The organism is Fusibacter sp. (genome assembly GCF_057447755.1).
Genome location: NZ_JBVBZF010000006.1, coordinates 15,944 through 39,135, shown reverse-complemented (window position 1 = coordinate 39,135; position 23,192 = coordinate 15,944). Strand labels below are relative to the sequence as shown.

Here is a 23,192-nt window from a genome sequence, read left to right as displayed (position 1 = left end):
AGTTCTAAAGATATACTCGATGAGACAAAGTTCAAGATTGATGAAGTTGTAATGAACTGTGAAACCAATATTCATAAAATCAAAAAAATGATTGCTTCTTTAAGCAATATTGCTAGAGACAACAGCAAGGATGATTATGTTAAAATAAAAATGAATGATATAATTGATGAAGTTCTGTTTATTTTAAAGAGTGAATTAAAATCTGTGAAAACCGTGACTAAAAAATACAAAAGTAATGCAGAAATTTATTGTAATAAGGGTCAGATGAAACAGGCTGTGATGAACTTGGTATTAAACGCAATTAATTGTTTAAAAGACCAGCCTGACGGCAGCATTGAGATTTGTACACTTGAGAATAAGGAACATGTTTTGTGTTATATTAAGGATAATGGACCAGGTATAGATTCAGAGGCAATAACCAAAATATTTGATCCGTTCTTCACCACGAAACCCATAGGGCAACATACAGGTCTAGGGCTTAGTATTGCTCAAGACATTGTTGTCAACAAACACAAAGGACAAATTGATGTGGAGTCGATGCTGAACTCGGGTTCCACATTTACAATCATTATGAATAGAGGAGATATATGATCGTTAAAACAGAAGCAGAAAAGATTGCACTTGAAAAAATCGGTAAGATTGTAGCAGAAGTCAGGGATAAAATGATTGCCCAAGTAAAAGAAGGTATTACAACAAAGATGTTAGATGAACTTGGTGGCGCTATTTTAGATAAATATGGTGCTATTTCAGCACCCATGCATGATTATGACTTTCCAGGGTTTACTTGCATCAGTGTAAATCAGACTGCAGCTCATGGCATCCCAGATGATTACATGCTAAAAAAAGGTGATATGATTAATATCGATGTATCTGCAGAGCTAGATGGCTATTATGCGGATACTGGTAAAAGTGTTGTGGTGGGTCAACCTGAGGATCCTCATGAAATAAAAGAGGCTCTTTGTTTAACAGCCTATCAATCCTTGATGGAAGGGATTGCTGCTGCTAGACCTGGTAACCGAATTTATGACATTGGCAGAGCAATTCAGAAGAAAGCCAAGGAAAATGGATTTACTGTGATTATGAACTTGACCGGCCATGGCATTGGTAAATCACTACATGAATCACCACAAGCGATTTCAAATTATTTTTGCAAAAGCGAAAATGAACGCATTGAAGTTGGACATGTACTTGCAATTGAGACCTTTATATCAGATAAATCCAACATGGTAAGAGAAATGTCAGATGGATGGGGACTTAAAACGGTCAATGATGGCTTAGTGGCGCAGTATGAGCATACCATTATCGTTCAGAATGGAGAACCGATTATTATAACAACATAAGTCGATTAATAGGCTTATAAGATAAAATGTAAGTAAGGTAACGTCTAGAAGGAGTAAGCATGAATTTGAGATTAATTTTTATCGTTTTAACTGTGATAAACATCATCAGTTTTGCAGCATATGGATTTGATAAGCTTTTTGCAATAAAGGGAAAATGGCGTATAAGAGAAGTAACACTTCTTGGTTTATCTGTTCTTGGTGGTGGAGTGGGAAGCTTGATTGCCATGCTCTTGTTTAAGCATAAGTTATCTAAACGCTTATTCAGGATTCTAATACCATTGACTATAATTATCTACTGGGCACTGTTATTATACGGTGTTTGGGATGTTCAAACCGCAATGCTATAAGTTGGAAAGGGGTGTGGCATATGAAAAAGATTTTGATCACTGGAGCATCAGGTCAAATTGGCACAGAGCTTACTGAGGTTCTTCGAAATCAATATGGTGTAGACAATGTAATCGCAACGAATTTACATGCTGGAAAGAACGAAACCGTTGAAAAAAATGGCTTGTTTGAAAAACTTGATGTTACTGATGACATCAAATTATTTGAGCTTGTAAAAAAATATAAAGTGGATACCATTATCAACTTAGCAGCCCTCTTGTCTGCAGTGGGAGAAAAAAACCCAGGGCTTCTCTGGGATGTGAATATGAATGGCCTGTATAATTGCTTAGAGGTATCTAAGGAAACTGGCGCTATGCTATTTACACCAAGTTCAATTGCAGCCTTTGGACCAAGTACCCCTGCAGATCAAACACCGCAGGACACTATTCAAAGACCTTCAACCATATATGGTGTTTCGAAGGTGGCTGGGGAGTTGCTTTGTGATTATTATTTTAAAAAGTTTGGCGTTGATACAAGAGGGGTACGCTTTCCAGGTCTGATATCTTATAAAGCACTTCCAGGTGGCGGTACAACAGATTACGCTGTTCATATTTATTATGCGGCACTGAGAGAAAAGCATTTTACTTGTAATCTTGAGGGCAATACATTTATGGATATGATGTATATGCCGGACGCCTTAGATTCAATTCTTCAAATTTCCGAAGCAGATCCTTCAAAGTTGATTCACAGAAATGCATTTAATATCACAGCAATGAGCTTCTGCCCAGAGGATCTTAAAAGGGAAATTCAAAAGCACATTCCTGAATTTACGATGGACTATAAAATAGACCCAATCAAGCAAAATATTGCAAATTCATGGCCGAACTCGCTGGATGATTCATGTGCCCGAGCAGAGTGGGGGTGGAATCCCAAATTCGATTTGAACAGCATGACCGTTGACATGATTGAAAAATTAAAGCTAAAGCTGGCACTTGAATGATTTGGTTAAACGGTAGAGCTTTACTTGTAATGATTAATTGAAAATGATAATAGACTTATAATCGACAAATAGCACTTTTGAAAATTTATTGAGTCATCGAGAGATGACTCAAATGCTGTATAAAAAAAGTTGTATTTAACTTTTATCTATTCTTTTTTCAATAGTGGACGTTAAATAGACGAAAGAACTTTATGATTAAGAAAACAAATATTTTCTTGGAGGCAAATACGATGAATAAAATAATTCAATGTGTACCAAACTTTAGCGAAGGTAGAGATTTAGACAAAATTGAGCAAATTGTTTCTGCATTTAGGGGTAAAAATGGCCTCAAGTTATTAGATTACAGCAATGATGAAGATCATAATAGAGTTGTTGTTACACTTGTGGGTGAGCCTGAGCCTTTAAAAGCTGCAATTATTGAAGCGGCAGGTACTGCAATTAGATTAATCGATATGACCAAACACGAAGGTCAACATCCTAGAATGGGTGCAATTGACGTTATTCCTTTTATTCCAATTAAAAATGTTTCTATGGATGAATGTATTGCACTTTCTAAAAGCGTTGCACAAGCATTATATGAAACGTATGAACTTCCAAGCTTCTTATATGAAAAATCGGCATCTGCACCTCATAGAGAAAACCTTGCTCAATTGAGAAAAGGTCAATTTGAAGGTATGGGCGAAAAAGTTAAGCAAGAAGAGTGGAAACCTGATTTTGGTGTGGCAATTCACGAAACTGCGGGTATCACTGCAATTGGCGCAAGAATGCCACTTGTAGCTTTCAATGTAAACTTAAATACAAATGATATTGAAATTGCAAATAAAATCGCTAAAAATGTGAGACATTTAAGTGGCGGTTTAAGATACTGTAAAGCAATCGGTATCGAACTTGAAGACAGAGGTATCGTTCAAGTTTCTATGAATATGACTGACTTTACTAAAACGCCTTTATACAGAGCATTCGAATTGATTAGAGTAGAAGCGATGAGATATGGTGTAACAATCGTTGGCAGTGAAATCATCGGTCTTGTACCAATGGATGCTTTAATTGGAACTGCAGAATTCTACCTTGGGGTTGAAGATTTCTCTTATGAGCAAGTATTAGAAAAAAGAATCATGGAGTAAATTATGAAAAAAGGATATATGATCATCTCAAATGCAACAGAGCTTGTAACTTGCAGTGGGTTTAAAGGCAAACCTGGCAGTGCAATGAATGACCTAAATGTCATCCATAACGCCTCTGTTATTATTGAAGATGGTATTATAAAAGAAATTACAAAAGAGGCTTTAAATTTATCAGACTATGAAGCAAAGGGATATGACATCATAGATGCTAGTGGAAAATGTGTGTTACCGGGTTTTGTAGATTCACACACACACTTTGTTTTCGGTGGTTATAGACAAGATGAATATGACTGGCGTCTTAGAGGACAAAGTTATATGGAAATCATGTCAAAGGGCGGTGGTATCGTCAATTCAGTTGAGGGTACCAGAAACGCAACTTTTGAGGACTTGTATTCTGTTGGCGTAAAACGCCTAAATAGCATGGCAAGATTTGGTGTCACAACTGTTGAAGGTAAAAGTGGTTATGGATTAGATTTAGAGACTGAAATTAGACAATTAGAGGTTATGAAACGTCTTAATGAAGTTCACTCTCTGGACATTGTCCCAACATTTTTAGGACCACATGCTCGACCAAAAACACATAAGGATAATCCTGATGCGTTTATCGATTACATGATTGATACTGTGCTTCCAGAGGTTGTCGATAAAAATTTAGCTGAATTTGCAGACATATTCTGTGAGGAAAATGTGTTTTCCGTTGAGCAGAGTAGAAAGTTTTTAAGTGCGGCTAAAAGTTATGGCTTAAAGTTAAAGATCCATGCAGATGAAATTGTCAGACTTGGCGGTGCTGAACTTGCTGCTGTTTTAGGCGCAGTTTCAGCAGACCATTTATTACAAGCTTCTGATGAGGGCATTAGAATGATGCAAGAAGCAGGCGTGGTAACAACATTGCTTCCGTGTACAGCATTTAGCTTAAAAGAACATTATGCTAGAGCTAGGGACATGATGAATGCAGATTGTATTGTAGCTTTATCAACAGACTTCAACCCAGGCAGTTGTTTTACAGAGTCAATTCCATTGTTAATTGCACTTGCAACAAACCAAATGGGCATGACGATAGAGGAGACGATTACAGCACTCACAATTAACGGTGCTGCTGCACTTGGCAGGGCTGATCAAATTGGTAGTATAGATGTTGGAAAGCGTGCGGACCTTGTGGTACACGAATTCCCATCCTACAAATTCCTGCCTTACCACATTGCTGTTAGTACGGTTGAAAAGGTTGTCAAAAATGGCGTTAAAATTATTGACCTTTACAATGATCAACCCTTATAATCAGTATAATGAACATCACAAAGGAGATTACCATGTTAAAAGACTTATATTTACAAGAGTTTCTAGATAAAACTGAATCTAATGAGCCAGTACCTGGTGGTGGCAGTATAGCGGCATTATCTTCTGCTATTTCTGCCGCTTTATCAGCAATGGTTGCAAATTTAACGGTAGGTAAGAAGAATTATGAAGCTGTTTCAGAGGAAATGGAAGTTATTGCTAAGAAAATGAGCGCATTTAAACAAGAATTTGTTGATTTGATCGATAAGGATGCCAACTCATTTGACAAAGTAATGAAAGCTTACAAACTTCCTAAGGAAACAGACGAAGAAAAAGCTGAGAGAAGTCGTTTAATCCAAGAGGGAATGGCATATGCTGCTAGTGTTCCACTAGAAGTTGCTGCAAAAACGTCTGAGTTATTTGAAATGATTGAAGTTTTAGTACAAAAAGGCAATGCCAATGCACAAACTGATGCTTTGGTTGCCGCTATGATGGCTAGAACTGCTATTTTATCTGCACTTTACAACGTAAAGATTAACCTTGGTTCAATTAAAGATGAAGCTTTTGTGGCTCAAACCACTGAAAAAGTAAAGGCACTCGAAAAATTAGCGATTGAAAAAGAAGCGCATATTCTTAGTCTTTCAGATTTATAAGATTTAGTTTTAGGATTAAAATAAATGATCATATTAAAAGCCGTACTTTTTGTACGGTTTTTTTTCGCTTAATTTGTAATGTTTGAAATAGTAGCGTATAATAAAGATAGTCTTTCAAGATAAGTATATTGTAGTAAATAGGAGTTGGTAATATGTATAAAGTAATCGCTGATAGTAGCAATGAGATAGATCAGGCGTTTCTAGAACGCTATCCTGTGGAAATAGTACCCTTTAAACTTTATGTTGACGGTATTGAATATGTTGATAACGAGAACTTGAATGTAGATGACTTTGTAAATGCTATGGTGAATTCGACTAATTTACCAAAGTCTGCATGTCCATCTCCCAATGATTTTATGGCCCATTTTGATGGTGATGCAGACGAAATATATGTGGTGACAATTTCTGCTAATTTAAGTGGTACATATAACAGTGCAGTACTTGCAAAGAACATATATGAAAGTGAGCATCCTGGTGAGAAGTTTATTCATATATTTGACTCCTTAGGGGCAGCCTCATCTGAAACACTTGTGACCCGTATGATTCATGAGGTTAAAAAAGAGGTAACAGATCCCAAAAAAGTTGTTGAGATTGTTGAGAAGTATATTGATGAAACCCATGTTTATTTCATATCTGAATCTCTAGACAATTTGATCAAAAACGGTAGAATTTCTAAATGGAAGGGTATGATTGCCTCGACGCTTAAGATATTGCCAATTATGGGCGCAGATGAAAATGGCGAAATCAAATTAATCGAAAAAGTAAGAACATCCAATAAGGCCTATTTGAGACTCGTTGAAATATTGCAAGAAGAGATTCTAAAAAACGGGAAAAAATTTGTTGCCATAACCCATGTTGGTAATTATGAAAGAGCAAGTCAGATCGAAGAAGCACTCAGAAAGACACCTGGCGTTGAAGAACTTTTTAACATAAAATGTGCTGGTTTATCTTCTTTATATGCGGATCATAAGGGGATAATTGTAGCTTTATAAGTACAAACTTAAGTAAAAATGACATGAATTTTAGTGATGTCATTGCACATAATTACAATGCATAAAAGCATCAAAGCGTTCTTTTTTCAAGCTTTGATGCTTTTTTGCATTAAAATTTCAATTGTTAAAATAAATTAAGAAGAAAATAATTTTTTATGTGGGACAAATGTTGTTATTGGTCTGATTAAATGTTATGATAAACTTGATTTAATAATTTATTTTGAGGTGATTTGAATGCATAAAAGATTGTTTATTCCAGGACCAGTTGACGTAAGTGAAGACGTACTTTTAAAAATGGCAACACCACAAATTGGACACAGAACTAAGGATGCTTCTGCTTTACAAAGAAGTATTTCTGACAAAATGAGAAAAGTAATGTACACTGAGAACGAAATTTTATTATCAACTTCTTCAGGAAGTGGCTTAATGGAAGGTGCAATTAGATCTTGTACTCGAAAAAAAGCTGCTGTATTTTCAGTAGGCGCTTTCGGAGACAGATGGTACAAAATGGCTAAAGCAAACAACGTACCTGCTGACATCTTTAAATCTGAGCTAGGTCAGCCGACAACACCAGAAATGGTTGAAAAGGCACTTGCTACAGGTGAGTATGATTTAATCACTGTTACTCACAACGAAACTTCTACAGGTATCATGAACCCTGTTGAAGAAATTGCTGAAGTTGTTAGAAAATATCCTGATGTTATTTTCTGCCTTGATACAGTAAGCTCAATGGGCGGTACTAAAATTGACGTGGATGCACTAGGCGTAGATATTTGTATCACATCAACTCAAAAGTGCTTAGGCTTACCGGCTGGTTTAGCTGTTTGCTCGCTTTCTATGAAAGCATATGAGGCAGCAAAGCAAGTAGAGTTCAGAGGCTTATATTTTGACTTGGTTGAACTTTATGACTACATCCAAAAGAAAGACTATCAATATCCTTCAACACCTTCATTAGCGCATATGTTTGCTCTTGATTATCAATTAGATAAAATCATGGAAGAGGGACTTGAAGCTAGATTTGCAAGACATCTTGAAATGGCACAAGTCGTAAGAGCTTGGGGTGCAAAACACTTTGAATTATTGGCTGAGCCAAAATATGCATCAAATACTTTGACTACAATTAAAAACACGAGAGAAATCAGTGTTTCAGACTTAAATAAAGAACTCGCTAAACGTGGCTTTATGATTTCTAATGGTTATGGCGACTTAAAAGATAAGACTTTCAGAATTGCTCATATGGCAGACACAAAAATGGAAACACTTCAAGAACTCTTAAGAGAAATTGAAGATATTTTAGGCTTATAATTGTCAATTCAATTTTGAATGATTCAATATCTTTAGGAGGCGAACAAGTGGGAAGTTTAAGAATTTTAGCAAATGATGGCATGGACAAAAGTGCAGTGGATGCACTTGTTAGTGAAGGTCATTCGGTAGATACTAATCATTATGATGGTGATGCATTAGTAGACAAAATGAAAAATTCTGATGTTATCGTTATTAGATCTGCAACAAAAATTCGTAAGGATTTAATTGATCAAATTAAAGGTGGCGACCTTAAGCTCATGATTAGAGCGGGTGTTGGTATTGATAATATTGATCATGTTTATGCAGAAGAAAATGGCTTTGCAGTTAGAAATACACCAAACTCAAGCAGTGCAGCAGTTGCTGAACTTGCTATTGGACATATGTTTGCACTTGCACGTTTTATCCATGTGGCTAATGTTACCATGAAGAAGGGTGAATGGAATAAAAAACATTATTCAGGAACTGAAATTTATGGTAAGACACTTGGTTTAATCGGAATGGGCAGAATTTCGTATGAGGTTGCGATTAGAGCAAAAGCCTTAGGTATGAAAGTCATTTATACCAATAGACGTGGTAAGCTTGAGCAATACCCTGAGTTCGAATATGTTGAAATGAATGATTTGTTAAAATCAGCAGATTATATTTCACTCCACATTCCTTTTGACAAAACAAAAGGTGCAACGATTAAAAAAGAACAATTTGATATGATGAAGGATGGCGTATATCTAATCAATACGGCTCGTGGTGGCGTAGTAGATGAAGCCGCACTTCTTGACGCTTTAAATAGTGGCAAAGTTGCAGGTGCTGGCATCGATGTTTTCGAAGAGGAACCTACGAAGAACCAAGCCTTGGTAGATCATCCTAAAGTATCTTGTACACCACACATTGGCGCTTCAACAGGTGAAGCTCAAGAGAGAATTGGTGGCGAGACCATTTCGGTAATCAAAAACTTTTTTAATTTATAATTCATTTTGTAATAAAAAAAATCTGGAGGTGCTGTAGTGGCAGTAGTTAAACCGTTTAAGGGCATAACACCTAAAAAGGAATTAGCGAAAGAAGTGGCATCATTACCATATGATGTAATGAATAGAGAAGAAGCAAAGGAAATGGCTGGCGATAATCAGTATTCTTTCTTGCACATCGTAAGATCTGAAATTGATTTACCAGAAGTTGAAAATCCGTATGATCAAGTTGTTTATGAGACTGCTCGTAAAAACTTAGACCGTTTTATTGCTGAAGGTACACTTGAAACTGAAGAGCAACCAATTTTCTATATCTATAGACAAATTATGAACGGTAGAGTTCAAACTGGTTTAGTGGGCTGTACTTCAATTGATGATTATATGAACGATGTCATCAAGAAGCATGAGTTTACAAGACCTGCTAAAGAAGTGGATAGAATTAATAACTTTGATCATTGTGACGCGAATACCGCGCCAATCTTCTTAGCATATAGAAAAAATGATGAAATCAATCAGATCGTTAACGATTGGATCAAATTCCATATGCCTGTATATAACTTTACAAGTGAAGATGATATTACGCACATCGTTTGGAAGTTAGATGATTTATCTTTAGTAAGCAGAATTTCTGCTATCTTTGATGGTATTGATTACCTCTATATCGCTGATGGTCACCACAGATCAGCATCATCTGTAAAAGTTGGTTTAAAGAGAAGAGAACAATTCCCTGATTATACGGGTAATGAAGAGTTTAACTTCTTTATGTCTGTAATCTTCCCAGATGAAGACTTGTTTATTATGGACTACAATAGAGTGGTTAAGGACTTAAATGGTCACTCTAAAGAAGAGTTCATCAAGTTGATTTCAGAGAAGTTCGATGTAGAAAAGGCAAGTCAAGATGAGCCTTATAAGCCTATGACAAGAGCGACTTTTGGAATGTACCTTGATAAGACTTGGTATAAGTTAACCGCTCATAAGGGAATTTTCGATGAGAATGACCCTGTTGATAGACTTGATGTTTCAATTCTTCAAAAGAATCTTTTACATCCGATCTTGGGCATTGAGAATCCAAGAACAGATGAGAGAATTGACTTTGTTGGAGGCATCAGAGGCTTAAAAGAACTTGAGAAAAGAGTTGCTAACGGATTTGAAGTTGCATTTTCAATGTATCCAACAACGATGGATGACTTAATTGACATTGCAAATGCTGGAGAAGTTATGCCGCCTAAATCTACATGGTTTGAGCCAAAGTTAAGAAGTGGCTTGTTCGTACACAGATTATTTTAGTCAAAATAAATAAAAATTTAAGGGTAACACTGGATGTTAAATCATCCAAGTGTTACCCTTTTTTTTATCAATTTTAAAATTTATAAAAAATTCAACAGCTTATTTTTCTTCAAGAATGATTAGATTTCTCTTGTAATCTAAATAGTGCTTAGTAAGCAATGTCATCGTTTCATTCATTTTAATTTGAAGGTCAGAAGCAGTTTGGAAATCTTCTTTATCAAGTGCTTCTCTTATTCTAGTGAAGAGCGACTTCGTAGTAAGAGAGTCTTTCATTAAGAATGTTTTTAAAGATTTAATTTTTTCCCAGTTAACAACGTCTAAATCAGAGATTTCGTCTTCGCCATGTAACTTCTTAAAGCGTCTGATTGTGCTGATATTTGAAGGGATAATTCTTTCTTTTAATTCAATAGACCACTCAGATAGCATAAATGATCTATATGAAGAGATGATTTTAGGTGTAAAGACATTGTTTTGTGTTAATAATGCAACTTTGTCTGCATATTTGTCAAAAGCAATGAGATTTTCGTAAACCGTTTTAGGTGGCACACCAAATAAACGATCTCTTTCTTCTGGTGTGAAATCTTCAAATACATCCTCTTCACTTCTGTAAGCGCGATTTTTGTCAAGATAGTAGTGATCTTCACCATATGCTTTACTAAAACCAGCTTCAACAGCTTTTAAATCCAATTTAGATGCAAGCGTTGCTTTGATACCATCAAGACCAGCTTGACAAACTGCTGCTAATAATAAATAGGTGTTTGAATTAGGATTTGGTGCTCTAAGTTCAAATCTAGTCGCATATTTGCTGTTCATATCTCTTACAAGGCCAGCGAGTACAGTTCTATTACGAGAAGGAATTTCAGGGCTGTGTCCTAATGAAGAAACGATACAAACTGGTGCTTCAAAGCCAGGTTTAAGTCTATTTAAACTGTCATTTGTAGAGGATACAAATGGGTTTATAACTTCATAGTTCTTTAATAAGCCCATCAAAACACCGTATCCGATTTTGCTCATAAAATACTCTGACATCACTTTTGGCGTGAATAAGTTAACGGTCTTACCGTTCTTTAAAACCACTGCAGCGCCAATATGATGATGCTCGCCACTACCAGCAACACCTTCAAGTGGTTTTGCTTGGAAAGTAACACTTAAACCATTTTTCTCGAATACATCGCGAATAATGTCTTTAGCGATAAGTTCTTTATCAGCAGCAAGTAATGTTTTGTCATATTTCCAGTCAATTTCTAATTGTTCCATAACATGTGTAAAGATATTTGTACCAGCAAGTTTAGAAGAAACACCGCCAACTTCTTTGTGACCCATCTCTGGTTCGAAGCCATATGCTTCAAGTAACTCAAGAGATTGCTCTAAAGAAGTTCTAACTTGGCCGTAGGTTCTCTTCCAGTATTGTTCCTTGAGGTTTTGAGATGCTGATAACTTTTCGATATCCGTTTTAGTATCAGGTGTTTTTACCCAAAACTCAAGCTCAGTTGCACTTGTTAATACAACATCTTCAATATCATCTGGATTTTCGATTTCTGGGAATTCCTCAAGTAAATCAGGATAAGCGTTAAATAGTGTGATGATTTCTGATTTGAAGTTTGAGACTGCATTTTTTAAGACACTTCTTGAACAAACTTCTTTGTCATCGTGGATTAAGAAAGCAGGGATTAATAAAGTTCCTACTGGTGTTCCATCTGCCAATAAGTTACTGTAGTTGTAATCAATAATCCAATTTGCTGTTAAGTCAGGAATCAAGTCAACCTTAGCATTGTTGATCGTAGCGATTTCTGGCAAATAAACGGATGAACCATCTGTTTGAATACCATTCTTTAAAAAGCCATCTATGTCATTGAGTAATTGACTTACAGGCACTTTCTCGTCTGTATGATTGTTACCAAAGTCAACTGCTAATAATGAGACGAATTGAATTTCCGGGTGAGCCGATAGCAGTGCAGATAATTTTTCTTTACCTTTGTCTTCAGCTTTAATGATATAAAGCAATTCTTTCATAAAATCCTCCTCTGTTTGGTTCTGACACCTTGATATAATGAATTATTATAACACAAGAGAATAAAATGTAAAGATTTATTTTAAACTTCAAAACCTCGTAAATGTTGTATTATAATTGATACAAGAAAGTATTATGGAAAATTAACATTATAAAAATGAAGATAATGTTCGTGTTTTTGAGGTTTTGCAGGACACTTGTTTGTTGGATATAAAAGCATGTCTTGATCAAATGTAAAAACAAGATATCTTCTAAAGTACTGGCGGAACTAGGATTATGAGCGTTTAAAAATACAGTGTACAAGATTTTGAGGTTTGTGAATGGATATAGGCAAAATAAGGTAATTCAAATTTAAAAAAGATAATATTCGGATTATCCCCAAAATATGCATTGGAATATTTCTTTATGCATAGTACTATTCAGTGAAATTGGTTTTATGGTATAATCTATGTAGTGTTTTTATTATGATAAGTCAAAATAATTTAAATAGAGGATAAGGTGACGCTATGAAATATTATGATTTTAGAAGTGATACTGTAACGCAACCCACTGATCGTATGAGAGAAATGATGTCAAAAGCCATCGTCGGAGATGATGTTTATGAAGATGATCCCACGGTAAAAGCGTTAGAGGAAATGAGTGCATCTTTACTTGGAAAAGAAGCTGCATTGTTTGTTCCAAGCGGTACCTTTGGAAATCAGTTAGCGATCTTGACACATACAAAAAGAGGCGACGAGGTCATTCTTGGCCACGACTGTCATATTATGATGCATGAAGTCGGAGCAGCAGCTGTTATTTCGGGTGTTCAGTTGAGACAGGTTCAGACCAATAATGGTTCTATGAGTACGACTCAAATTGAGAGCATGATTAGAGCGTCAGACATACATTATCCTGATACCGGTTTAATTTGTGTTGAGAATGCGCATTCTTGTGGTAGTGTCATCAATATTAAGCAAATGCGAAAGATCTATGATTTAGGCCAAAAGCATCAAATACCGGTTCACCTCGACGGTGCAAGATTATTTAATGCTGCAAAAGCCCTTGATGTGGAACCAAAAGCACTTGCTGAGTGTGCTGATTCTATTATGTTCTGTTTGAGTAAAGGTCTATGCGCTCCAGTGGGTTCGATGTTGGTCGGCTCAAAGGCGTTTATAGAAAAAGCCCGAAAAATGAGAAAGCTCATGGGTGGTGGCTTAAGACAAGTTGGTTTTTTAGCTGCTGCAGGCATTGTGGCACTTGAAGACATGATTGATCATTTGGCAGAAGATCATGAAAATGCAAAGTATTTAGCAGAGCGTTTGAGTGAAATCGAAAAGATTGAAGTCTTGGATAATCGCTTGGATATCAATATGGTTTTTGTTAAATTTCACAAGGCTATTAACCCAGAGGATTTTATTTCAAACCTTTACCAAAAGGGGTTGAAAATTAATGGTCCGGAAAATGGGGAGTATAGATTTGTAACCAATTATTGGACAAAAAGAGAGGCTGTTGATCTCCTTATTGACGCAATCAAAAAATATATTTAGGGGGAAGCATGAATTACAATATAGAAGATCTTAAGGAAGCTGTTGGCAGACTTGAGGAAGCATTAATATCTCACGAAACTGAAGACGTTGATATGTATGTCAGACTCATCAAAAATATTTCAAGTCAAATTAAGACTGAATATTGGTCAACACACGTAAAAGAAGATGAAATTGTCATCCAACCGGTGGCAAATAAAAACCATGATTATAAAATCATCAATACCATTGAGTTTTTATATAAACCCATGCATTTTGTCAATGTTTATGAAGGTAATGAAATAGAGTACTTTGCAAAAGAAAGATCAGAAGAATTACTTGAATCAGGTGCTATGGAGCAACACAATGAATTTTGGTCAAGTCATGAGATTATATTTGGAAACGTTTATGGTTCTATGCCATTAGAACTTTTGGGTACAGACAATATTTCCAAACTTTTAAGATGTGGTTGGAAGAAGGCAAATGTTGATATCGTAGAGTTTTCCAAGAATATTGATGAAGAACGTATACGTGAAATTGCATCTTATAAATATAGACATTACATCATTATTAAGGAACTTGAAACCGGTTCATACTTACTTTTAAGATACAATTTTTAATTTACGTTAAGGAGAAATATGTTTATAAATGATGAGACTCTAAAACTGGAATACAGGGTAGAGGCAAAAGATGAGGGTTTAAAGGTAATTGATGTGATTGCCACCAGCATGAATATATCAAGTCGGCTTATAAGAAAGTGCAAAAGCAACCACAACATTTTACTGAATCGAAAAAAAACGTCAGTCAATCGTACGGTTTCTACAGATGATGTCATTACATTGATGCTAGATCATGACGAAAATACTTTTGAACCAAACGATATTGAAATCGATATTTTATTTGAAACAGCTGATATGATGGCGATTAATAAATCGCCTTTTTTAGTGGTGCACCCAACTAAAGGGCATCCTGAGGGCACGTTGGCCAATGCCATTTCTTATTATCAATATAAGAGTGGTCAGAATTTTAAAACGCGGTTTATAAACAGACTTGATCGTGATACGACAGGCATCGTCCTTATTGCTAAAAATGCATATGCTCAACAATTTATCTCAGAGCAAATGCAGAATGATGAGGTTGATAAAGTTTATTATGCAGTGGTAAAAGGGTGCCCAGCGGATGACAAGGGGACAATCAATGAACCTATTGAGAGAGCTGATGAAGGGGATATATTAAGAATTGTTAGACCAGATGGTTTGCCTTCGGTTACCCATTATGAAGTAATCGAGCGTTTCAAAGGTTATGCTTTATTGAAAATCAACTTAGAGACAGGGAGAACACATCAGATCAGAGTTCATTTGGCACATATTGGTCATGGTATCGTGGGTGATCATCTCTATGGTTCTACATCTGAACTTATAGATCGACAAGCCCTTCATTGTGCTGAGATGGCATTTAGAAAACCTCGTGGCAATGAGCCGATTCGTATTTTAGCACCACTCCCAAATGATATGAAAACTTTGATGGAATCGCTAAGGAATTTGTAATTTAGAGGATTTAGTGGTATAATAAATTAAGTGTACTGGGGTGTTGGTCACCTGATAAATTCAACCACTGTTTAATCGTAGGGAGAACGTGTTCTACTGCGTATGGCAAGCTGCATTTTGGTAGAAGTCAGAAACAGAAGATAGTCCACCCACCTAGTTGGGGTGTGGTGTGAGATTTATTGGGTGACGGCATTCTGGGCAATACATAAAAAAAAGCGACCTAGTCGCTATTTTTTTATGCCTTTTTAGTGTTGTTTCTATTGTCATTATTATTTGTATTTTGATTTGCATTTGGGTTTTGATTGGCTGCATTTGATTCAGTTGCAACCTTATCATTTTTAATTTTATGGTCTTGTTGTTTCTTAAAATCTATGAGATTATTGTTGATTTTATCGAGGTTTCGCTCAGATATCATTGCATCCACTTCAATAACGATCTCTTCTTCTGGATCAACAAAACAATTGCCTTTAAAGGTTGCGCCTTCTTCTGTGTTGAAACTCTTACAGATAATATCACCGTTTAATGAAGCTTTATGGTAGAGATTAATCTTTCCTTTGGTCTTGACATTGCCTTCGACAATACCGTATAAATCAGCGTTTGTACACATTAAGCTACCGTTTATGTAGGCGTCTTCAGAAACGATGATGTTGCCTAGGGATTTAATATCACCAAGTACTTTTCCATCAACTCTTATGCTGCCTTCGCTCTCAAGATCCCCCTTGATAATTGAACTTGGACCGATTATAATGTCAAATTTAAACTCAACCTCTTTCTTTGGAAACATGATTAACCTCCTACTTTTCTTTTAATATATTGAGTGGATTTATTTGTGAATCATTGTATCTTATTTCAAAGTGTAAATGAGTTCCGGTGCTCTTTCCTGATGAGCCCATTAAGGCAATAAGTTCACCTTTTTTTACAGTTGCCCCCTTAGTCGTCTTAATTTGTTTAAGGTGGGCATAAACCGTTTTATAGCCATAACCGTGGTCTACGATGACAACATTGCCAAAGCTGCCGTTCCAACCTGCAAATATAACGACGCCATTACCAGCAGAGTAAACACTGGTACCTGAGACGTTGGCAAGATCAATGCCCTTGTGATTAGCGGTGACTTTAGTGACAGGGTCCTTCCTAATACCAAAGCGCGATGTAAGCATACCTTGTGCAGGATATCGGTCTGGTCGACACTCCAAATAAGTCATTTGAGACTGTAACTTAGAGATGAGTTCAGAATATTGGTCACCCTGTGCGATAATGAGTTTGGAAATATCATCGTTGTTGATCAAGGTCTCAATTTGATACAGCAAAGCATCATCCTGTGGGATCAAAGAGTCTGATGATGTGTTGATAACACGATCAAAGGACCTGCTCACAGGCATTTTAATGTTCGAGTTTGTATCTTGGTTGAACATAGATACAAGTTGAGAGACGTTATGTTGGACGGTTTCCATTTCACGAAGTCTTGAATCCATATAACTTAGCGTTTCTTCAAGTGAACCCTTTAAGACTTTGATTTCTTCTTGTCTTAAGTCATTAATGCTTTGAAGCGAAGTGATTTGGTCTTCTCGTATATTTAAATTTTCATTAAGAGTCGTATTTTGAGTTGTTAAAGAACTAGAATGTAATTGAGTTGTTAATGTCGTTGTAAGCAATGCGACGTTGACGAGGATTAGAAGAATCAGTATTGTGAATGCCAATGCTAAATTGAAGTGCCATTGCTTGATACTCTTTTGGGATTTAGGAATGACCATAATCGTTACTTTATTTTTTCTAAAGTAATCTTTGATTTTATTCATGTTTCCTCCATGGAATAGCAAACTTATATATCATTTTATCATAAAACTTTACAAAAATTCAATGAATCTCGAAAATTTAGTTTACCTAAGTTCTATTATTCTGTAAAATAGAATATATACATTGAAAGTTGTTAAAATATGGTTATTTTATTAATATATCATAATAATCAAATTTTAAACAACTTTTTAGGTTAAAGACAATGAAAGAAAAAAATGGAGGCCTATTGGTAATGGATGAAAGAACTGTTAGAATCGAAGAAAATTTAAGACGAGTTTGCTATAAAATCAAAAAGAAGGGAAGAGAGATATTAAATGATGTTGATATCACACCACCTCAGTTTGAAGCATTGCAATACTTGATTTATGAACAGAATCTAACAATAGGTGAATTAAGCTCTAGAATGTATTTAGCATGTAGTACGGTTACAGATTTGCTAGACCGCATGGAGAGGAATGAACTTGTAAAACGCGTTAAAGATGAAAATGATCGACGAATTGTAAGAATAACAGTTCTTGAAAAAGGACACGAACTTCTGGAAAGTGTAATGGAGACACGTCGTAATTACGTTTCGGAAATTATGTCTGAGTTGAGTGAAGAGACCATTAATGGTATAGATGAAAGCTTTAGAATTTTTAATGAGAAAGTCGAATTGTAAGGTGGGTTAACCACAGTTTTGGTGTTTAAGTATAGTGGGGGAACAATAAATTGAAAGTCATTAACAATAGATATCACGTTCTGGAAACTTTATCGAGAGAAAGTAGTGTTGTTGAATATTTGGTAGAAGATATCAAAAAAAATCACCAAATTAAACGCATTCGCATATTTGACACTGAGATTTCCAATTATGAGTTCATGAAATCTATGGAGGAAAATTTTGTAGATATTTCCACCTATATCCACAATAATATTTTAACTGCTTACGAGTTTAAACCGATTTACACCATAAATGGGAGTAGAGTAACTCGTAAACAGTTTTTTTATACCTATGAACATTACGATGAAAATTCAGTTGTTCCTTATTACGAACTCAATAAATCAGAAATTAACAGTGTGATTGTGCAGCTCTGTAAGGCCATTCGGTTTCTACATTTTAGAGGTGTAGTCTATAAATACCTTAATTTCAATTCAATTGTTCTGGTGAGAGATAAGGGGCAGATAAAACTCAAACTTAAAGATATTGCCAATAATTATATTAATGATTATTTCTTTAAGCTGGATCATGAGAGATATCAGCAATTTATAGCGCCCGAAATTCTATGGGGTGAAGATATTGATTATAGAGCTGACATTTATTCGCTTGGTGTCATGTTTTATTATCTTTATTACCGTGTGGATTTTACCTTGAAATCGCTACAAAGTTTGTCTAGGAATGTCAATAACACCGACATACATCGCTTTATTTTAAGGGCCTCTAATCACATTAAAGATGAGAGACACGTAGATATCCGTGAATTTATTGAAGAACTCAAAAAGTTAATTTGGATAGAAATTGAAAATGATGATGTCAAATTTTATGACAGAATTCATGATAAGACAATTCTCGTAGGAAGAGAAGCTGTCATTAGTGAATCCAAAGAGATTATTTTTGAAAATATGAAAAAAATTGAAGGCTTTAATGGCATTTATATTCAGGGCGAAAACGGCATGGGGAAATCTCGTGTTTTAAAAGAATTAGAATATATTGCTAAATTTAATCGGATTGCATATGTTGCTATTGATGCGAAAAAATCAGTTAATGATATGTTTTATGCCATTAAGGAGATTATTTCATTTATATCAACTCAAGATGATGTATCACCACTACTCATCCAAAAGTATGGACAGGAACTGGTTAAAATTCTACCGGAACTTGCAAGTAAATGGAATTTAAAAGAAGTCAAACACTTTAATTTAGAAGATCAGAAGTTGAGATTGCTCAATAGGGCATTCAACTTTTTTGTAGAATACAGTAACAACAAATATATGGTTATACTGATTGATGATGAGGAATACATCAATTCAAATGAACGTTATTTCTTTGATCAACTTGTCCAGCACAAGGGCCATGCCAATTTCATGCTGATTTTTACAGGTTCTGAACAAGATAGGGCCTATCAAAAATATAAAGACCTTATTAAGTTGATTAAACTGCCTTTCTTAAATCTAGAAGAAACAGGAAAAATAGTTCAAAAGGCATTGGGCATAAATTTTATTCCATATCGTTTTACCCATAGATTGATGTTGGAATCGATGGGTAAACCTAGCACAACCAAACACTTAGTGAAAAAACTCTGGTATGAAGAGGTCATCTATTTTGACGAAGCTAAATTAGAGTGGAACCTCGATCAGGTAGATGATAGCTATAAATTTGAATTTTCAGAAGAGAATGATATTGAAATTATGAAACTTGTCGAAAATATCATTCCTGAACATATGGAAATTCTAAAAAAAATATCGGTCCTTAAAGGCGTTTTTAACTTAAATGTCTTGCTTCAGTATGCTGAAATTGATGAAGAGCATGCCTACTATTTCATTTATGAGATGGAGACGCTCAAGATATTAAACAAACGTATCAGTGACGTTGAGTATGTGTTTGGCTTTTATAAAAATGAAGTTAAAAAGTATTTTATCGACTTATTAACAGATGATGAAATTAAGGCCTTATCCAAGAAAGCTGCTTCTATTTACGAAAAAAGATATAAAGATTTTGCTGAAATTAATGAGACTCTAATAGATTATTTAATGGCATCAGAAGATTACATGAAAGCTGCTTATTATGCATCGTTTTTTTCAAACTATTATTTTGAAAAGTCAAACAGTCATAAGGGCATTGACTTGTTAGAGCAAGCCTATCAGTTATATGACCGTTTTTGTGATGTAAGTAATATCATTGAGACTTCTAAAAAGCTAATAAAGAATTATATCAATATTGGGAAAATAGACAAGGCACATGAAAAGATACTGTATTTAATTCAACTGACAGAGGAAAATTATCCTAAGGACCATATAGATGTACAGCTTGAACTGGCAGAGCTCTATTTTTTCAAATATGATATTGACAAAGCCATAGACCATATTATGGTCTATCTTGAGAAATCTAAGACCATTCAATATCTTGAAGGTGAGTTCAAGGCCATAAGCCTTTTATGTAGCTGCTATACCAGCAAGGGTCGATTGGCTGAAGTTAAGCCTTTAATAGAAACCTATCTTGAAAAAGCGAGTCAGGTAGATAATGCGTTCTTTATTGCAATCTTCAAGGCAGAACTGGGGCGATATTATTACTATTTAAATAACTTTGATGAGAGCCTACAGGCACTCAATGAAGCGCTTGTCTTATTTGACGCGCTTGAAGCAGAAGAATATGCCATCAAAGTCTACAATAATTTTGGTGTGATTTATCTCGACGAACTGGGTGATTATATTGTTGCAAGAGAGTATTTTAGAAAAGCCTATAATCGAGCAAATGCGAGAAATCAATATGTATCAATTCCAATTCATCTCAATAATTTGGGTGAAACCTATAAAATAGAAGGTAGATTTCAAACTGCGATTAAGTATTTTGAAGAGTCCTATTATCTTGCTGAAAACATCGGAGATAAGAAACTTGTGATCTTGTCCTTGTTGAACCTATGTTATGTATCTTTACTTAGGGAAAACTATGGTAAAACCCTAACGTTGATTAATCGACTTGAGCATGAGATCAATGTTCTTAAGGGCAGAGAAGTTGATGTTTGTGATTATTATTTACTTCATTTTGAATATTTTATTAATATGAATAGCATCATGAAAGTTGAAAAATGGCGCTATGAGTTTAATGCAGATGAGGTTAAGGATGATTATAGAAGGTTCAGAATCAAAATTATTGATTTGATTATTGCATATCGTAAGAGTGCCATTGTCTTCAACAACAGACAGATTCCTTACCAAGCATTAGAGGAGATAAGTAAAACCGTCAAAACACCAACTGAAGCCATGCTTGTGAGAAACTTCTTACTGGACATCATGATAGATTATATTGACACAAGTGACTTCTTAGAGCTTGCCAATTTGGTCGAGCTTGATAATCAGTTCCACAGCCTCTATAATACAAGACATGTAAGAATGAAACGTGATTTTGTCGATGCTTGTAGATCAGATCATGCCTTTCAAAATGTTTATGATATGTTACCTGCAATTAAAGAGGAATCGAGAGAAATTGTATGGAAGGCTTATAAGTTTCTAGGTGATGAGGAGTACCATGCCAACAATCTTTATAATGCTTTAAAATATTACTTGCTTTCTCTTGATATCATAGCGGATTTGGCCATTGATATCTCACAGGATTATAAAGAAACCTATATTCTCTATGACGATTCAAAAATGGCGCTTAAAAATAGAATCAATAAAATTATTAAGAATTTCTTGAATTTTGAAAACGCCACTGGACATCAATTTTACTTTGAAGAGCGCATTGATACCGTTGAAGATTTCTTTGATTTGAATCACTTTAATTTCCTATATCAAAACAAAAGTTTCGTTAAATCAGTATATGAAAATTATAAGTTTAAAAATGTGGAAGCCTTCCAATCATCTGTTGACCTCATCAAGAGTTTGGGTAAGAATGAACGTGAAAATCTTCAGCTCATTTTAAATTATTTTATTCATATGACCATTGCAGAGCGTGGGATGATTTACTTGCTTGATGAGAACGATAATATCGAAGAAATCATTAAAACATCGGATGATGTCGTGGAATATGATGTATTAAAACTCATCAACAGTATTGGCAATGATCTTGAAGGGATTTATATCTCCAAACTCGATTCAGAAACCAATGTCCAGATTTTATCAAATGAACAGAAAGGCATCATTTTCTTCCCAATCTATGAATCTGTTGCTGAAAGCGCTAAGCCTGAAAAAAGACGTGAAGATTTGTTGATTGCTAAAAAACGTGTTGTAGGATATGTCTTCCTCGATACGATGAATGTTATCAATCGATTTAATCATGAGTCCTTTGATCAGTGTAAGGCACTTATGAACTTAACATATATGATGATTGACAACTACAATTTAAAACTGATTTCATCTGTGGACAAACTCACGGGCGTTCAACTGCGTAAATCAATAGAACTTGCATTCACAAGAGAGCTTAATTTATCAAGACAAAACAATACCAATCTATCGGTCATTATGCTGGACATTGATAAGTTTAAAAATGTCAATGATACCTACGGTCATCGAAAGGGTGATGAAATTCTGTCTAAGATTGGTGAACTCATTAAGACTTCAATTAGAAACTCTGATTATGTTGGGCGTTATGGCGGTGAGGAGTTTATTATCATACTTCCAGAAACAAATGCTGTGGATGGCTTAAAAGTAGCAGAGAAGATAAGATATAGGGTGGAATACCATAAGCTTTTGGGTGATGAAATGCCCTTAACAGTAAGCTTGGGAATTTCAACCTATCCTGATGATGGGGTCAATGAAGAAGAGCTCATTGAAAAAGCTGACCAAGCCCTTTATTACTCTAAGAACAATGGCCGAAATCAATCAAACAGCTGGAATGAAAAATTGGTTAAGGCTGGACATCGTTATGATAAACTGGCTGGCATACTAACAGGCAATATTTCATCGGATACGAGAAATGTTCAGGCACTGACAGATATATTGGCCCAGCTTGAGAACACAAGAAATAAGATGGACCGTATTAAGGACACCTTTATAACGCTTTTAGACATCACTGAAGCTGAGGAAATATGCTTTATCAAATACGATAATGCTTGGCAGCCTGTTGAAGTTGTCAGTAAGAAAAAAGGTCATGACGTCTTAAATGATGAGGTTTATATTAATCAAAGGTTGCTTGATCAATTTAAAAATACTTCTGAGAGTCTATATTTTATTGACTGGGAAGAAAGTGTATCCTATGATGAGATGACCAATATTCCAAACTGGAAATCTTATATTGTTCTTTGTTATAATGAACCCAACAGAAAAGGTATTTTAGCCATTTCTGTGCCAATTCATGAGAAGGAACTGGATTTCAGTAATTATAACTTTGTCGAAACTTTAAAGTTGGTAATAAGTTATATATTATTTTAACATTTATTGCATTTTTACG

19 protein-coding genes and 1 other RNA gene are annotated in these 23,192 nt (G+C 35.2%); 17 read left to right on the top strand and 3 right to left on the bottom strand.

All coding sequences use genetic code 11. From position 1 onward, the window contains the following. The 11 genes from AC220I_RS03975 to AC220I_RS03925 all read left to right on the top strand — a co-directional run. Window positions 1-591: sensor histidine kinase (locus tag AC220I_RS03975; protein ID WP_486722526.1), on the top strand; the 591-nt coding region annotated here is incomplete at its 5' end. Beyond that, window positions 588-1,340, top strand: coding sequence for a type I methionyl aminopeptidase (gene map / locus AC220I_RS03970; RefSeq protein ID WP_486722525.1), 753 nt, complete (start codon window positions 588-590; stop codon window positions 1,338-1,340). The genes AC220I_RS03975 and map, both read left to right, overlap by 4 nt. A gap of 59 nt (window positions 1,341-1,399) precedes the next feature. After that, window positions 1,400-1,687, top strand: a complete 288-nt coding sequence (locus AC220I_RS03965; protein WP_486722524.1) for a DUF1294 domain-containing protein — start codon at window positions 1,400-1,402, stop codon at window positions 1,685-1,687. A 20-nt stretch (window positions 1,688-1,707) separates the two neighbouring features. Continuing rightward, the gene (locus AC220I_RS03960) at window positions 1,708-2,664 is read left to right on the top strand and encodes an L-threonine 3-dehydrogenase (protein WP_486722523.1); all 957 of its coding nucleotides are present in this window, start codon (window positions 1,708-1,710) and stop codon (window positions 2,662-2,664) included. 230 nt (window positions 2,665-2,894) lie between these two features. Further along, complete coding sequence (gene ftcD, locus AC220I_RS03955; protein WP_486722522.1) at window positions 2,895-3,788, top strand: glutamate formimidoyltransferase; 894 nt, start codon at window positions 2,895-2,897, stop codon at window positions 3,786-3,788. A 3-nt stretch (window positions 3,789-3,791) separates the two neighbouring features. Continuing rightward, window positions 3,792-5,063: an imidazolonepropionase gene (gene hutI / locus AC220I_RS03950; RefSeq protein ID WP_486722521.1), complete on the top strand. Its 1,272-nt coding sequence runs from the start codon at window positions 3,792-3,794 to the stop codon at window positions 5,061-5,063. A gap of 32 nt (window positions 5,064-5,095) precedes the next feature. Then, window positions 5,096-5,713 carry a cyclodeaminase/cyclohydrolase family protein gene (locus tag AC220I_RS03945; protein ID WP_486722520.1) on the top strand — a complete coding sequence of 206 codons (618 nt, stop codon included), beginning with the start codon at window positions 5,096-5,098 and terminating at the stop codon, window positions 5,711-5,713. A gap of 152 nt (window positions 5,714-5,865) precedes the next feature. Then, complete coding sequence (locus AC220I_RS03940; RefSeq protein ID WP_486722519.1) at window positions 5,866-6,705, top strand: DegV family protein; 840 nt, start codon at window positions 5,866-5,868, stop codon at window positions 6,703-6,705. Between the two features lie 234 nt (window positions 6,706-6,939). Next, window positions 6,940-8,010, top strand: a complete 1,071-nt coding sequence (locus AC220I_RS03935) for a pyridoxal-phosphate-dependent aminotransferase family protein (protein WP_486722518.1) — start codon at window positions 6,940-6,942, stop codon at window positions 8,008-8,010. 80 nt (window positions 8,011-8,090) lie between these two features. Next, on the top strand, window positions 8,091-8,975 hold the full coding sequence (locus AC220I_RS03930) for a D-2-hydroxyacid dehydrogenase (RefSeq protein ID WP_486722527.1): 885 nt from the start codon (window positions 8,091-8,093) through the stop codon (window positions 8,973-8,975). A 36-nt stretch (window positions 8,976-9,011) separates the two neighbouring features. Beyond that, window positions 9,012-10,259 (top strand): DUF1015 domain-containing protein, encoded by a 1,248-nt coding sequence (locus tag AC220I_RS03925; RefSeq protein WP_486722517.1) that lies wholly within the window; start codon window positions 9,012-9,014, stop codon window positions 10,257-10,259. 99 nt (window positions 10,260-10,358) lie between these two features. Here the strand turns inward: AC220I_RS03925 and AC220I_RS03920 are convergent, their stop codons facing one another. After that, on the bottom strand, window positions 10,359-12,272 hold the full coding sequence (locus tag AC220I_RS03920) for a glutamine synthetase (RefSeq protein ID WP_486722516.1): 1,914 nt from the start codon (window positions 12,270-12,272) through the stop codon (window positions 10,359-10,361). 504 nt (window positions 12,273-12,776) lie between these two features. Here AC220I_RS03920 and AC220I_RS03915 point away from each other — a divergent pair. From AC220I_RS03915 to ssrS, 4 genes are all read left to right on the top strand, one after another. Next, window positions 12,777-13,796 (top strand): threonine aldolase family protein, encoded by a 1,020-nt coding sequence (locus tag AC220I_RS03915; RefSeq protein ID WP_486722515.1) that lies wholly within the window; start codon window positions 12,777-12,779, stop codon window positions 13,794-13,796. An 8-nt stretch (window positions 13,797-13,804) separates the two neighbouring features. Then, window positions 13,805-14,392, top strand: a complete 588-nt coding sequence (locus AC220I_RS03910; RefSeq protein ID WP_486722514.1) for a hypothetical protein — start codon at window positions 13,805-13,807, stop codon at window positions 14,390-14,392. 18 nt (window positions 14,393-14,410) lie between these two features. Next, entirely contained in the window at window positions 14,411-15,319 is a 909-nt protein-coding gene (locus AC220I_RS03905; protein ID WP_486722513.1) for an RluA family pseudouridine synthase, read from the top strand. A 29-nt stretch (window positions 15,320-15,348) separates the two neighbouring features. Then, window positions 15,349-15,524: non-coding RNA, 6S RNA (gene ssrS / locus AC220I_RS03900), on the top strand. A gap of 30 nt (window positions 15,525-15,554) precedes the next feature. Here the strand turns inward: ssrS and AC220I_RS03895 are convergent. Both AC220I_RS03895 and AC220I_RS03890 read right to left on the bottom strand, forming a co-directional pair. Continuing rightward, window positions 15,555-16,103 (bottom strand): bactofilin family protein, encoded by a 549-nt coding sequence (locus AC220I_RS03895; protein ID WP_486722512.1) that lies wholly within the window; start codon window positions 16,101-16,103, stop codon window positions 15,555-15,557. Between the two features lie 10 nt (window positions 16,104-16,113). Then, a complete protein-coding gene (locus AC220I_RS03890) occupies window positions 16,114-17,115 on the bottom strand; it encodes a M23 family metallopeptidase (protein ID WP_486722511.1) in 1,002 nt (333 codons plus the stop codon). 230 nt (window positions 17,116-17,345) lie between these two features. On the opposite strand from AC220I_RS03890, the gene AC220I_RS03885 reads away from it, so the two are divergent. Beyond that, on the top strand, window positions 17,346-17,771 hold the full coding sequence (locus AC220I_RS03885; protein WP_486722510.1) for a MarR family winged helix-turn-helix transcriptional regulator: 426 nt from the start codon (window positions 17,346-17,348) through the stop codon (window positions 17,769-17,771). Window positions 17,772-17,821: 50 nt separating this feature from the next. Next, complete coding sequence (locus AC220I_RS03880) at window positions 17,822-23,173, top strand: diguanylate cyclase (RefSeq protein ID WP_486722509.1); 5,352 nt, start codon at window positions 17,822-17,824, stop codon at window positions 23,171-23,173. The last annotated feature ends 19 nt before the right edge of the window (window positions 23,174-23,192 follow it).

Bases quoted from the DNA above. Each gene is read 5' to 3' on its own strand.
- AC220I_RS03890 (WP_486722511.1), bottom strand. From the start codon at position 17,115: ATGAATAAAATCAAAGATTACTTTAGAAAAAATAAAGTAACGATTATG.
- AC220I_RS03895 (WP_486722512.1), bottom strand. From the start codon at position 16,103: ATGTTTCCAAAGAAAGAGGTTGAGTTTAAATTTGACATTATAATCGGT.
- AC220I_RS03915 (WP_486722515.1), top strand. From the start codon at position 12,777: ATGAAATATTATGATTTTAGAAGTGATACTGTAACGCAACCCACTGAT.
- AC220I_RS03935 (WP_486722518.1), top strand. From the start codon at position 6,940: ATGCATAAAAGATTGTTTATTCCAGGACCAGTTGACGTAAGTGAAGAC.
- AC220I_RS03920 (WP_486722516.1), bottom strand. From the start codon at position 12,272: ATGAAAGAATTGCTTTATATCATTAAAGCTGAAGACAAAGGTAAAGAA.
- ftcD (WP_486722522.1), top strand. From the start codon at position 2,895: ATGAATAAAATAATTCAATGTGTACCAAACTTTAGCGAAGGTAGAGAT.
- AC220I_RS03965 (WP_486722524.1), top strand. From the start codon at position 1,400: ATGAATTTGAGATTAATTTTTATCGTTTTAACTGTGATAAACATCATC.
- AC220I_RS03945 (WP_486722520.1), top strand. From the start codon at position 5,096: ATGTTAAAAGACTTATATTTACAAGAGTTTCTAGATAAAACTGAATCT.
- AC220I_RS03930 (WP_486722527.1), top strand. From the start codon at position 8,091: ATGGACAAAAGTGCAGTGGATGCACTTGTTAGTGAAGGTCATTCGGTA.
- hutI (WP_486722521.1), top strand. From the start codon at position 3,792: ATGAAAAAAGGATATATGATCATCTCAAATGCAACAGAGCTTGTAACT.
- AC220I_RS03905 (WP_486722513.1), top strand. From the start codon at position 14,411: ATGTTTATAAATGATGAGACTCTAAAACTGGAATACAGGGTAGAGGCA.
- AC220I_RS03885 (WP_486722510.1), top strand. From the start codon at position 17,346: ATGGATGAAAGAACTGTTAGAATCGAAGAAAATTTAAGACGAGTTTGC.
- map (WP_486722525.1), top strand. From the start codon at position 588: ATGATCGTTAAAACAGAAGCAGAAAAGATTGCACTTGAAAAAATCGGT.
- AC220I_RS03910 (WP_486722514.1), top strand. From the start codon at position 13,805: ATGAATTACAATATAGAAGATCTTAAGGAAGCTGTTGGCAGACTTGAG.
- AC220I_RS03960 (WP_486722523.1), top strand. From the start codon at position 1,708: ATGAAAAAGATTTTGATCACTGGAGCATCAGGTCAAATTGGCACAGAG.
- AC220I_RS03940 (WP_486722519.1), top strand. From the start codon at position 5,866: ATGTATAAAGTAATCGCTGATAGTAGCAATGAGATAGATCAGGCGTTT.